At 64.2% G+C, this 12,654-nt stretch carries 10 protein-coding genes; 7 read left to right on the top strand and 3 right to left on the bottom strand.

Annotated features, from left to right (window positions below):
- The first annotated feature begins 162 nt into the window (after positions 1-162).
- Complete coding sequence (locus KVY23_RS06065; protein WP_230555724.1) at positions 163-1,149, top strand: NAD(P)H-quinone oxidoreductase; 987 nt, start codon at positions 163-165, stop codon at positions 1,147-1,149.
- A gap of 69 nt (positions 1,150-1,218) precedes the next feature.
- Here KVY23_RS06065 and KVY23_RS06070 read toward each other — a convergent pair whose 3' ends face one another.
- Positions 1,219-2,418: a cysteine desulfurase-like protein gene (locus KVY23_RS06070; RefSeq protein ID WP_206508930.1), complete on the bottom strand. Its 1,200-nt coding sequence runs from the start codon at positions 2,416-2,418 to the stop codon at positions 1,219-1,221.
- A gap of 165 nt (positions 2,419-2,583) precedes the next feature.
- Between KVY23_RS06070 and KVY23_RS06075 the strand changes: the two genes are divergently transcribed.
- The 5 genes from KVY23_RS06075 (at position 2,584) to KVY23_RS06095 (ending at position 6,777) form a co-directional block, all read left to right on the top strand.
- Positions 2,584-3,171: a bacterial proteasome activator family protein gene (locus tag KVY23_RS06075; RefSeq protein WP_230555725.1), complete on the top strand. Its 588-nt coding sequence runs from the start codon at positions 2,584-2,586 to the stop codon at positions 3,169-3,171.
- A gap of 47 nt (positions 3,172-3,218) precedes the next feature.
- The gene (locus tag KVY23_RS06080) at positions 3,219-4,094 is read left to right on the top strand and encodes an ABC transporter permease (RefSeq protein WP_374108690.1); all 876 of its coding nucleotides are present in this window, start codon (positions 3,219-3,221) and stop codon (positions 4,092-4,094) included.
- Positions 4,095-4,109: 15 nt separating this feature from the next.
- Positions 4,110-4,946 (top strand): ABC transporter ATP-binding protein, encoded by an 837-nt coding sequence (locus KVY23_RS06085; RefSeq protein ID WP_230555727.1) that lies wholly within the window; start codon positions 4,110-4,112, stop codon positions 4,944-4,946.
- On the top strand, positions 4,939-5,838 hold the full coding sequence (locus KVY23_RS06090; RefSeq protein ID WP_230555728.1) for a glycosyltransferase: 900 nt from the start codon (positions 4,939-4,941) through the stop codon (positions 5,836-5,838). Before KVY23_RS06085 ends, KVY23_RS06090 begins: the two co-directional genes overlap by 8 nt.
- Before the next feature lie 69 nt (positions 5,839-5,907).
- On the top strand, positions 5,908-6,777 hold the full coding sequence (locus KVY23_RS06095) for a TylF/MycF family methyltransferase (protein WP_230555729.1): 870 nt from the start codon (positions 5,908-5,910) through the stop codon (positions 6,775-6,777).
- 1 nt (position 6,778) lies between these two features.
- On the opposite strand, the gene KVY23_RS06100 is transcribed toward KVY23_RS06095, so the two are convergent.
- Together KVY23_RS06100 and KVY23_RS06105 are read right to left on the bottom strand one after the other, a co-directional pair.
- On the bottom strand, positions 6,779-8,293 hold the full coding sequence (locus KVY23_RS06100; RefSeq protein ID WP_230555730.1) for a glycosyltransferase family 39 protein: 1,515 nt from the start codon (positions 8,291-8,293) through the stop codon (positions 6,779-6,781).
- Positions 8,294-8,300: 7 nt separating this feature from the next.
- Positions 8,301-10,193, bottom strand: coding sequence for a glycosyltransferase (locus KVY23_RS06105; protein ID WP_206508925.1), 1,893 nt, complete (start codon positions 10,191-10,193; stop codon positions 8,301-8,303).
- A gap of 154 nt (positions 10,194-10,347) precedes the next feature.
- On the opposite strand from KVY23_RS06105, the gene KVY23_RS06110 reads away from it, so the two are divergent.
- Positions 10,348-12,642, top strand: a complete 2,295-nt coding sequence (locus tag KVY23_RS06110; RefSeq protein ID WP_206508924.1) for a hypothetical protein — start codon at positions 10,348-10,350, stop codon at positions 12,640-12,642.
- Positions 12,643-12,654 lie beyond the last annotated feature (12 nt).

Raw genomic sequence — 12,654 nt, forward strand, 5'->3', positions numbered from 1 at the left:
CAGACCAGAGCTCCGCAACGACCAGAACGTCATCCGCACGTCATGGGTGTACAACCGATAAACCACCGCAACCATCCCTCAATGATCAGGCACGTTGCGACGACCGCTCGAATCCGCCCATAGCAGGGCATGTATTTCCACTCACCTGGGTAGCCTCGGTCCATGCACGCAATCACCCTGACAGAGTTCGGTTCACCCGACGTCATGCAGTGGACCGAGGTACCGGACCCACGTCCGCAACGCGGGCAGGTCATCGTCGACGTCGCCGCCACCGCCGTCAATCGCGCCGATCTGATGCAGCGGCAGGGCATGTATCCACCCCCTCCGGGAGCCAGCGAGATCCTCGGCCTCGAATGCTCCGGTGTCATTTCCGAGCTCGGCGAGGGCGTGCACGGCTGGAAGGTCGGCGACAGGGTGTGCGCGCTGCTCGCCGGTGGTGGCTACGCCGAACAGGTCGCTGTGCCGTCGACACAGCTGCTCCCCATCCCGGGAGCCCTCGATCTGCACGCGGCAGCGGCACTTCCTGAGGTCGCGGCGACGGTGTGGTCGAACCTCGTAATGTACGGCGGCCTGCGATCCGGCCAGGTGGTGCTGTTGCACGGCGGTGGCAGCGGCATCGGCACGCACGGCATCCAGGTGGCCAAGGCGTTCGGCGCCACCGTCGCTGTCACGGCCGGCTCGCAGTCCAAGCTCGACTTCTGCGCGTCTCTGGGCGCGGACATCCTGATCGACTACAAGAACCAGGACTTCGTCGAGGTGCTGAAGGACAGGACGGGCGGTCACGGCGCCGACCTCATCCTGGACAACATGGGCGCGAAGTACCTTCAGCCGAACATCGACGCACTGGCGATGGACGGGACGCTCATCACCATCGGCATGCAGGGCGGCGTCACGGGAGAACTGAACTTCGGCGCGCTACTCGGCAAGCGCGGGACCGTGCATGCGGCGGGACTGCGCGGGCGACCCGAAACAGGTAGGTCCAGCAAAGCGGACATCGTCGCCGACATGATCGCTCGTCTGTGGCCCCTGATCGAGGAGGGCACTGTCAGCCCCATCGTTCATGCCGAGCTTCCGATCACCGACGCACCGGAGGGCCACCGGATGCTCGACGCCGATGCCATCGGAAAGGTCATCCTGCGCGTCCAGTAGGCACCAACCTATGTGCGTGGAAATACATAGCGGGCTATGTATTTCCGCGCACATGCGGCGAAGCCGCCTTCAGAGTTTGCCGAGCGCCTTCACAAGCTGGTCGATCTCGTACCGCGTGGTGTAAGGGGCCAGTCCGATGGTGACTGCGCCGCCCTCGTCGTTGACGCCCAGAGCGTCGAGAAGTCGGCTTCCGCTGTGGACGCCGCTGACCGTTCCGATGCGGTTCTGTGCGAGATGCTCCGAGACCTTCTCGGCCGAGGTGTCCGCGACGGTGAAGCTCAGGGTGGGGATACGGCTGGGTGCGTCGCCGAGCACCATCACGTGGTCCAGCTTCTCCAGCGAGCGCATCAGGTAGTCGAACAACCGGTCGTGGTAGTCCTGCAGTGACCCGATGGACAAGTCGAGGCGTTCACGTCGGGTTCCCGTGGCAGCGTCGTCGAGGTTGGCGAGATAGTCGATCGAGGAGACGACCCCGGCCAGCAACGCGTACTGGTGGCCGGCGAGCTCGAGCCGCGCGGCGCCCTTGGCGAACGGATCGAGCGACATCGACGGGATCCGGTCGAGCATCGCCGGGTCGCGGAAGACGAGCGCTCCGACCTGTGGTCCACCCCACGCGGACGCGTCGACCGCGAGGACATCGGCGGCAAGCTCGTTGATGTCGACGTGCGCGTAGGGCGCAGCGCCGGCAGCGTCGACGACGATGTGGCCGCCGACGGCATGCACGAGGTCCGCGGCTGCGCGTACGTCAGGAGCGGAGCCGACGATCGGCGACGCCGCTGTCATCGCGACGAGACGGGTGGTGGCGGTGATGAGTTCCTCGAACTGCCAACTCGGCAGCTCACATGTGTCGATCTCCACCTCGGCCCACCGCACCTGCGCGCCGTACCGGTTGGCCACCCTCAGCCACGGGGCCACATTCGCTTCCTCGTCGAGGCGCGAGAGCACCAGTCCGGTGCCGAGGCCGAGGCGCGAGGACAGAGATTCGGCGAGCCAGGCGAGCATCGTCGCGCGATCGGGGCCGAGGACGACACCTGCCGGGTCCCCGCCGACCAGATCCGCGACGGCCTGCCGGGCCGCGTCCAGCAGTCCAGCGCTCCGACGCGAGGACATGTGTCCCGAGGTGTGCGTGGGAGCACTCCCACGAAACGCCGTGGACACGGCCGTCGATACGCGATCGGGAATCTGCATTCCATGCTGGGGGTCGAGGTGAATCCAGCCGTCGCCCAAAGAGGGAATCGACCCTCTGACTCGCGCAACGTCGTACCCCATGCCGGACACTCTAAGCGCCGTTTTCGTCAGCGTGTGTTCCACATCCCTTTTTGGCATTGCCGACCCTGCTGTCACGCACGCTTTTCGTCCCTCCGTACAGACCCGCATCAAGGATAATCGGACCCAGTTCTCGCGCAATCCCGCCGGGCGCGCAAAAATGGCGACATGACGCTATCGGACTCCCAGTCCAATCCCGAGAACAGTGACCACGTCGTCGTGATCGGCCCGAACGGACAGCCTCTCGCACTCAGCCGTGAAGAGGCAACCGCCGCTGCGGCTCGCGCTGCCGGAACCGAGGGCGTCGAGAGCGGTGAGACCGCCCTATCGGACATGGTGGAGCAGCCCGCGAAGGTGATGCGCATCGGCACGATGATCAAGCAACTCCTGGAGGAAGTGCGGGCCGCACCGCTCGACGACGCCAGCCGAAGCCGCTTGAAGGAGATCCACCAGTCTTCGATCCGTGAGCTCGAGCAGGGGCTCGCGCCGGAGTTGCGGGATGAGCTCGAACGGCTGACCTTGCCGTTCGAGGAGGATGCGATTCCCTCGGATGCCGAACTGCGGATCGCTCAGGCACAACTCGTCGGGTGGCTCGAAGGGGTGTTCCACGGAATACAGACCGCGCTCTTCGCGCAGCAGATGGCCGCACGCGCCCAGCTCGAACAGATGCGTCAGGGTGCGCTGCCGCCCGGAGTGAGCATCAACACTGGACACGGTGGCCCGGCACACGGAAGCGGTACCGGCCAGTACCTGTGAGTGGAGCCTGCGGAGTGGTCGGCGAATAAGCGGTAGTGTCGACCGTCGTGTCGGCCCCAGCAACCAAATCCGAGAACGAAGCAGGAGAGCGTGTGACAGTTCCCGTTTCGGACTCGCAGAGCTTCAAGCGTGCCTTCGGTGATCTGAGGACGGGTTTCAGTCAGCGTGAACTGTGGCTGCATCTCGGCTGGCAGGACATCAAACAGCGTTACCGCCGTTCGGTGATCGGTCCGTTCTGGATCACCATTGCCACTGCCGTCCAGGCGACGGCGATGGGTTTGCTGTATTCGGTGCTGCTCGATGTGGATCTGCGTGAGTTCCTGCCGCACGTGGCTGTCGGTCTCATCATCTGGACGTTCATCAGCGCGGCGATCCTCGAGGGCGGCGACGTGTTCGTGGCCAACGAGGGGTTGATCAAGCAACTCCCGTCGGCGCTGTCGGTGCACGTGTATCGGCTGGTGTGGCGCCAGATTCTGCTGTTCGCGCACAACCTGATCGTCTACGTCATCATCCTGGTGATCTTCCAACCCTCGCTGAGCTGGGCGTCGTTGACGGCGCTTCCGGCGTTCGTGCTGATCGCCTTCAATGCGGTGTGGGTCGGTTTGCTTTTCGGCATCGTCGCCACGCGCTACCGCGACATCGCCCCGATCCTCGCGTCGATGGTGACGCTGCTGTTCTTCATGACGCCCATCGTGTGGACCACGCAGGGGCTGATCAATCAGGGCGGCGAGGCTGCGAACCGGGCCCGGCTGGTGGAGATCAATCCGCTCTTCCACTACCTGGACATCCTGCGTGCACCGATGATCGGCGAGGCTCAGCAGGCGTATCACTGGTACATCGTCATCGCCTGCACCCTCGCCGGGTGGGCACTGACGATTCTCGCGCTCAAGAAGTACCGGGCCCGCGTGCCCTACTGGGTTTAGGGGCTGAAGCAACACATGTCAATCGGCATCACCACGCACAACGCTTGCGTCGACTTCCCGATCTTCGACGCCAAAACACGCTCGCTGAAGAAGGCATTCCTCGGCAAGGCCGGCGGCGCCATCGACCGCAACTCCTCCGACGTAGTCGTCGTCGAGGCACTGCGCGACATCACGATGAGCCTGGAGGACGGCGACCGCGTCGGCCTCGTCGGACACAACGGCGCGGGCAAGTCGACGCTGCTACGTCTGCTCTCGGGCATCTACGAGCCGACGCGAGGCAGCGCCGAGGTCCGCGGCCGCGTCGCGCCCGTCTTCGACCTGGGCGTCGGCATGGACCCGGAAATCTCGGGCTACGAGAACATCATCATTCGCGGCCTGTTCCTCGGCCAGACGCGCAAGTCGATGCTGGCGAAGATGGACGAGATCGCCGAGTTCACCGAACTGGGCGATTACCTGGACATGCCGCTACGCACCTATTCGACGGGTATGCGAGTGCGCGTCGCGATGGGCGTCGTCACCAGCATCGACCCGGAGATTCTGCTACTCGACGAAGGCATCGGGGCCGTGGACGCCGAGTTCATGAAGAAAGCCCGCGTGCGCCTGCAGGAACTGGTGAAGCGTTCCGGCATTCTCGTCTTCGCCAGCCACTCGAACGAGTTCCTCGCCCAACTGTGCGATACCGCGATGTGGATCGACCACGGTCAGATCCGTCAGCAGGGCGGTATCGAGGAGATCGTGCGCGCCTACGAGGGCGACGACGCGGGCGATCACGTGGCGACGGTTCTCAAAGAACTCGCCAGGGACGCGGGAGTGGAGCCTGCGGAACGACCTAGAGATGAAGAGCATGGCTGACAAGATCGTCGGAGTCATCGTCACGCACAAGCGTCGTGAACTTCTTTCCCAGTCCCTCGAGGTCATCACGCACCAGAGCCGCCCGCTGGACCACCTCGTGGTGGTCGACAACGCCCACGAGGACGCAGTGCGCGAGCTGGTGGAGTCCGCGGACATCCCGACGACGTATCTCGGCTCTCACCACAATCTGGGCGGCGCGGGCGGGTTCGCGCTCGGCATCCTCTACGCGCTCTCGTTGGGCGCCGACTGGGTCTTTCTGGCGGACGACGACGGCCGGCCGGAGGGCCCCGACGTTCTGCGCACGTTGTACGACTGCGCGATCAAGCATGAACTCGACGAGGTCTCCCCCGTCGTGTGCGATATCGACGCCCCGGACCGGCTCGCGTTTCCGTTGCGGCGGGGTGTGGAGTGGCGGCGGTTGCGTTCGGAGCTGATCGATCCGAAGAACCCCGAGGACGATCTGCTCGAGGGCATCGCATCGCTGTTCAACGGGGCACTGTTCAAGGCCTCGACCATCGACGCCGTGGGCGTTCCCGATCTGCGCCTGTTCGTCCGCGGCGACGAAGTCGAGGTGCACCGACGGTTGCAGCGCTCGGGCCTGAAGTTCGGCACGTGTCTGACGACGGCATACGTGCACCCGAACGGCGCCGCCGAGTTCAAGCCGATCCTCGGTGGACGGATGCACACCCAGTATCCCGACGACGCGACGAAGCGGTATTTCACCTACCGCAACCGCGGGTATCTGATGTCTCAGCCCGGGATGCGAAAGCTGCTCCCGCAGGAGTGGATCCGATTCGGCTGGTTCTTCCTGGTGACCACCCGCAACCCCAAGGGCTTGGCGGAGTGGATGCGGCTGCGTCGGCTGGGGCGTCGCGAGCATTTCCAGCGCTAGCCGGGCCTCCGAGCGCCCTGGGCGGTGACCGAAAAGACGCATTGCGCGCTCCTCGGTTACCGTGTGCGCATGACGGAACCTCGCAAGCTGACGGATCGGATTCGGCATTCGGCACGAGAGAAGTTTCAGCGAGCATTCGGTGAGGTTCTGGACAAGCAGACGGCGCAGTTGGCCGAGCAGACCGAAGATCGACATGCCAAGCTCGTGGAGCTGCTCGAACGCCAACGCCGCGAGATCGACGACCTGCATGCATTCGTTCGCGGACTGGAACTGCGGATGCGACGCGACCTCTTCTTCGCCTCCGAGGTGGAGGCGGCGGCACAGTCCGCGGAATTCGCCGAGGAGATGATGCCGAAGGCGCCGACCTTCCCGCTGCCGCATGCGACGCTGCGCTTCGCGCTGAGCGAAGTGTCGGTTCCAGGCATGGCGCTCGAGTTCGGCGTCGCCAGCGGGACCACCCTCGAGATCATCACCGAGGAGCTGGCGCCGAGGGACGACATTTCCGCCGTCGCCGGTTTCGATGTCTTCTCAGGGCTGCCCGACGCCTGGCGTACCGGGTTTCCGAGGGGCATCTTCGAGCAGGAGAACGTTCCGACGGTGCCCGGCGCGGAGATCGTGCCCGGACTGTTCGAGGACTCGCTGCCGAAGTTCCTGAAGACTCGTACGGACAAGATTTCCTTCCTGCATCTCGACGCGGACCTGTACTCCTCGACGGTTACCGTTCTCGACCTGGTTGCCGATCGGTTGGTGGTCGGGACGGTCATCGTGTTCGACGAGTACTTCAACTTCCCGGGCTGGCGCAACCACGAGTACCGGGCGTGGATCGAGTTCGTCGGCCGCACCGGTACCGAGTTCGACTACCTCGGCTACACCGTCGACAACGAGCAGGTGGTCGTGCGGATCCGCAAGGCTCCGACACAGCGTCCGGCGCGGCGCTGACTCACCGAACCAGCCGCACTGCCTGGGTGACATGGAACGTCACACGCTCGTCGATCCGGAAACCACTGGCACTGAGCAGTGCGTAGTCGTTGGACTTCTCGAAGTCGTACGGTTGCAGGGCCCATTTGTCATTCGACGACAAACGTAGGTTTTCGACCTCGTCGCGTTCGCGATCAGTGAAATACCAGACGACGTCACACGTCGACAGTTGTTGCGCCAGATCCCCCAGCGGAAGTTCTTCGTCCCACAGTTGACCCGTGGCGGCTGCATCCTTCGCGAGCCCGATGCGACGGGTACCGGTAAATGCAGCAGGATCGACGTCTTCGATGAGCCGTTGCGAGGACGGATTCCACGCCGCCTTTCCGAACAGGACGCAGTCACCGGGTTCGACATTCGAGGCCGCGAAGTCGTTCGCAGCGCTGAAGTCCATCTGCAGCGGCTTTGCCCATTGGGAGCGCTGCTCGGCGTAGGCGGGCACCAGAGCGGCCGCCAGAATGCCCAATGCGAGGTAAGGCAGCCACCACCGTAGGGCGGCTAACCTGCCCAGCGCGACGCCGCCGAGCAACGCGACCGCCGGCGCGGTGAAGGTCAGGTACCGATCCAGGTAGATGGGCGCCCGGACGAGCGAGTACGACGCCATGAAGACCATCGGCACGATGATCCATGCCAACGACATCGGCACGATCCCGTCGCGCCACGGCCTGCCGGTGCCGGTGCCGGATCGGACGAACAGTGCCGCAGCAACGATCACGAGGAACACGATTCCGAATGCGGGCGCGCCCAGGAACCACTGGTATTCCACGACAATCCGAGGAAGGTTGCCGTCGAGCGGCGGAATCCAGCTCACCTGCCCCGCTTGCCTGAGCACCGCCAGCAGGAACGGAAATATCGCCAGGAGCGACGCGGCGACGGCCCCTGACCACCACAGCATTGCGCTCCTGAATTTCTTGTGCAACAACAGGATCAGGAAATGGACCGCAACGATCGTCGCGAGGTAGACGAACAACACAATCGACATGGCAAGCACGAGGGAGTAGAGAACCCACCACCAACGCGCTCGGGACTGCAAGGACACCAACAACAGAACCGTCAGCCAGACCACTGCTGCGGCGGTGAGTGCGTAGCTGCGAGCCTCTACTGCTGCCCACGTCACCCTCGGAAGCAGGGCGAACAAGATCCCGGAAAAAAGTGCGACGGGACCGCTGGAGACACGCGAGGCGAGCACGACCACTCCGGCAGCAGCGCCGCCCACCGCAATCGCACTCGGCAATCGCACCGAGAACTCCGAGAAACCGAACATCTCGCCCCACAGGTGCAAACCCATGTAGTACGCACCGTGGACGATGTCGGTACTGCGCAGCAGATCGATCAGATCTGGCAGCGACCGCCGGCTCGCGTACACCGAAGCCACCTCGTCGTACCAGAACGAGGGAATCCAGCTGCCGGCCACGCCCAGGACGAAAGCGAAAACGCCGACTGCCAGGGCCTGCCCAGCTGCCCCACTCGCGCCGCGCACCCGGCGTTCACACCTCGATCGAGTACAACCGTGCCCAGTTCTCCCGGCTGGTGAGTTCCGGCATCGCAACTCGGTATTCCTGCGACACGTCCTCGGTCTCTGTTCTCAGTCGGCGCAACGCTTGGAGTCCCCGCCCGAGCAGAACGAGAGCGGTGCCCTGGTCGCGCACACGGACTCGCACGCCCTCTTGCGAGCGATCGGTGACGACAGCGTGCGCGAACAGCGAGACGTGCCACCAATGCGCGTCGTCGGCCGAGATGGCAACCGGACCCGGATGCACTCGCCCGCGCCATTGGTTGAGCACCCGCTTGGCCAGCACCGCCCACTCGAGACTCTTGTTCGGAGTCGGGCCCGCCGGCGTGATGACCATGTCTGCGGGCCGAATACCGGGGACCGCATTGGCGTTGTGACGCTTGGTCTCTCCGTACTCAGCGCGCTCGCGTCGAATAGAACCGGCAGCGTCCATACCGCCGTCGACCAGCTTGCCCGGCCCGGCGAGGAAGTCCTCGATGGCCTTGATCAACGTGTACGCCATGCCGTACTGCATCGAGACCAGATAGCGGAACAGATCGGTGCCGAGTTGACGGGCGAGCTTACGACCGTCCAGGTCTGCATGCAGTGCGGCGGTAATCATGCCGTTGCGCAGGTTGAAGTATCGGTGCCACTCGTCCCAGTCCTTCCACGCGAAGTCTGCGTGCCACACCGCTGCACCGGGCAGGGTGACCGTCGCGAATCCGTTGGCGCGGGCGCGATAGCCGTACTCGATGTCGTCCCACTGGAAGAACAGCGGTAGCGGATACCCGATCTGCGAGACGATTTCCGATGGGATCAAACAGGACCACCAGCCGTTGTATCCGGCGTCGACCCGAATGTCCTGCTTCTTCTTGAACGCGCTCTTGTCCGAAATCGCGTTCTTGACGTACAGACCAGCCTCGAGCTTCTGCAGATTCGCGACCTCGGCACCGACGTGCACACGGTCTGGATGCAGGAGGTAGAGCATCTGCGCACCGACGATCGCCGGTTCGACTGTCTTGTTGGCGAAGGCGTTCATGCGGACAATCGCCTCGGGCTCGCACAGCACGTCGTCGTCCATGAAGATGACGTTGGCAGGGTCGCCGCCCTTGCCCTGCACCTCGTACAAGCCGCGGGTGAACCCGCCTGCTCCGCCGAGGTTGGGCTGAGTGATGTAGACCAACTTCTCGCCCAGTTCGGCGGCGACGCGCTGGAACAGTGGACGAGTCTCGACCCGATCGGTGCCCTGGTCGATGACGTAGACGTTGTCGACGCCGTGCAACGCAATGGGATCCTCTGCCATCGCGGCAACGGTGTTGGCGCAATCGTCGGCGCGGTTGAACGTGCAGATGACGACGGACGTGGGACGCAACGCGGCCGGCGCGTCGACTGTCCATTCGGCATCCTCGACCGTCAGCTCGTGCGAGGTCGTGGTGAACCGAACGAACAGAGCGCCGCCGTCGAGAAACTGTTGGACCTTCGCCGCGATGCCAAGTCGGCTCGACTGCCCGTCGGTATCGACGGTGGTACTCGCGACCGTTCGTTTGCGGCCTTTGGAATCGGTGGCGACGACGTCGATGCGTCCCCGACCGGTGACCGTTGCCGTGAACCGTGCCTCGGTGACGTCCGTCCATCGCTGCCAGTAGCTCGCCGGAAAGCGCCCGAAGTAGCTGTTGGTCTCGACGACGGATCGCTTGGCGAGCGTAGCAACGTATCGCGAGCGTTCGGCGTTGCCTTTCGAAACGCTGGTGTACATGTCGGCGCTCACGAGCGGTGAAGGCCCGTCGAACAGGAGACGCTGCGCCGTCAGTCCGTAGGAGCCAGCGGCGTCGGCGCCTACTGGCTCGTTCGACCGCGCATCGAGACGATTGAGAGCAGTGCCATCCATACCGAGAGGAACCCCATCTTGTCGAAGAATCACTGTCCATGGTTGCACAACCTCGGCCTCGGGCGGCTCGACGCACGGGTGTATCACGCCGTTTCGGATGTGAGAGTGGTGGCGGGATACAGTCGTGTGTCTCTATCTGCCCACGGAGTGAACAGTGATTCTCAGCCGAACCGAGCACACGCACAGCTCTGCGCTCGGCAGTCGCAAAGAGCGCCTCGCGTGGGGAGCCGCGGCCGCTGTCGTGGTGGTCGTCGGTTACCTCCTGGTTCTCACCGTGGACCCACGTTTCTTCTACATCGACGACACAGAATCCGGCGCGGTACCCAACTGGCTGCAACTCGGACGAATCATGCGCGAGGGCCAGTTCCCCTCGCTCGTTCTCGATCAGTGGATGTCCGGCAACTATCCCGTCGAAGGCCAAGGCGGGCTATGGAACCCCGTGCAGATGGCAATCAACTACATCTCCCCGTCGATCGACAACCTGACGTTGCTGGCCACCGCAGTCAAACTCGGGTTCTCGATCGTCCTGGCATGGGGCGTCTACCGTGTCGCGCTGGCGTACGGCTCGCGGCCGTCCTGGGCGGCGGTAGCCGGTGCCAGCGCGCCGTTCGTCGGATTCACCATGTTCTTCGAGAACACGTCGTGGATCACGGCTCTCATCGGAACCGCCTGGATCATGAACGCATGGGCCAGCTCTGTGTCCTACGCGCGAGGACGGTCCGGCCCACTGCTGCCGTTCGCTTTTCTCTACCTGGCTATCAGTGTCGGTTACGTCCACGCAGCCGTCATGGCCGGTGTGATGATTGGATCGGTCGCCATCGGTGAGCGCGTATTCCAGCGCCAGTGGAGACCCGCCCTCCGCGTCGCAGCCGTCGGGATCGCCGCTGCCGCCTGTGGATTGATCACGTTCCTCCCTGGCGTCCTGACCTCGTCCGTGACCTGGCGCAGTGGCGAGGAGGGCACGTTCAACGACAACTTTCTGACGGCTCCCTGGTCGGAGACACTGACTGCGAGCATCCCGACGGCGGTGACCAGTATCGAGTCCTGGTCCGGTGAGACGACCGCCTCTCCCGTCACCTATATAGCCTGGTTTCTCGTCCCGGCACTCGCCTTCATCGCATGGCGACGGGTGCCCGAGGCCTTGCGTGAGTTGACGGCCCCCTTGATCCTGCTGGTGTTCGCGCTGGTCTTCACCGCTGGTCCCAGCGACATCGGACCAATCCGATGGCCGGCACGCATCCTCCCGTTCGTCGCGATCACGGCGTTGATCCTGGTCACCACCCTCGTCAGCCGATACGGGACCTTGGAGCGCTTTCGACCACGCCTACTCGCCGCGTCGTTGCTGACGGTGATTCTCGTGCTCCGAGCCGGCTCTTCCGGTCCCGAACTCTTCGGCCGTCACGTGGTAGCAGGCATCCTCATCGCAGTCTTCGGGGCGCTCGCGTTGTTCCTCGCCCACCGCTTCTCCACCCGTGCGACGGCAGCTCTGCTGCTTGTCACCATCGCACCCATCGCGATGTATCAGGTGGCCTCGTACGACCCACCCTTCGACAAGTGGTGGTTGCCGACGACCCAATCCGAGGCCAAGGCTCAGTTCCCGGAATGGGAAGGTGCGACGCTCCAGCTTGGCAACCGTGCGTTGACCGAAGTCAGCGCCGACAGCGCCGACGACCCGCAGCTGCCGTGGCACTCGCAGGTGTACGGCAACTCGGCCAAGGTTCTGGGGCTCGACTACGTCAATGCCTACACCCCGGTCGGCTACCTCGACTTCTCGAATTTGCTGTGCCTCCAACACGAAGGATCGAGCTGTCCCGACGCCTTCCGCCGCCTCTTCCAGACGGAGATCTTCACCGGCAAGACCTATGCAGACCTGATGCGCCTCGACCGGGTCGTTCTGCAGAAGAATCAGTACCCGCTGGCGAACGCGCAGCCTGCGCCTCCCGGATGGACATGGGTGATCCCACCGACCGCCGACTCCGCGCGTCAGATCTACGTCCTCGAACGTGTCGACGGACTCATTCCCGACGACATCGGCCGGGTGGTGGCCACAGTCGACGCGACGGCGGCCTCGCAATCCTCGACCGCTGATTCGGAGAAGGTCACCGTGAGCTCGCCAACCGGCGGCAGCGTCGTGTTCGCACGGTTGGCCTGGCCTGGCTACTCCGCCACCCTGAACGGCGAGCCACTGCAGACGAAAGGCCTGGGCGACATCTTCCTGTACGTCGACCTGCCGCCCGGCACCGACAACGCCGAGCTCGAGATCTCGTTCCGGCCGCCCGGGCAGCGACTCGGACTCGTCGGAATTGCTGGCGGCCTGCTCATGTTGGCCGTGCTCGTGGGCGTCGACGTGCGCCGACGTCGATCGGAACGCGCGAGCACCACACTGTCGATCGAGGACATCACCGATCCTGATGCCACGGAACGTGGTAGTTCAGCGCTGAGCAGATAGGCTCACAACCCG

Source organism: Rhodococcus sp. I2R (genome assembly GCF_020889545.1).
Taxonomy (GTDB): Bacteria; Actinomycetota; Actinomycetes; order Mycobacteriales; family Mycobacteriaceae; genus Rhodococcoides.

Bases quoted from the DNA above. Each gene is read 5' to 3' on its own strand.
- KVY23_RS06065 (WP_230555724.1), top strand. From the start codon at position 163: ATGCACGCAATCACCCTGACAGAGTTCGGTTCACCCGACGTCATGCAG.
- KVY23_RS06070 (WP_206508930.1), bottom strand. From the start codon at position 2,418: ATGGGGTACGACGTTGCGCGAGTCAGAGGGTCGATTCCCTCTTTGGGC.
- KVY23_RS06075 (WP_230555725.1), top strand. From the start codon at position 2,584: ATGACGCTATCGGACTCCCAGTCCAATCCCGAGAACAGTGACCACGTC.
- KVY23_RS06085 (WP_230555727.1), top strand. From the start codon at position 4,110: ATGTCAATCGGCATCACCACGCACAACGCTTGCGTCGACTTCCCGATC.
- KVY23_RS06090 (WP_230555728.1), top strand. From the start codon at position 4,939: ATGGCTGACAAGATCGTCGGAGTCATCGTCACGCACAAGCGTCGTGAA.
- KVY23_RS06095 (WP_230555729.1), top strand. From the start codon at position 5,908: ATGACGGAACCTCGCAAGCTGACGGATCGGATTCGGCATTCGGCACGA.
- KVY23_RS06105 (WP_206508925.1), bottom strand. From the start codon at position 10,193: ATGGATGGCACTGCTCTCAATCGTCTCGATGCGCGGTCGAACGAGCCA.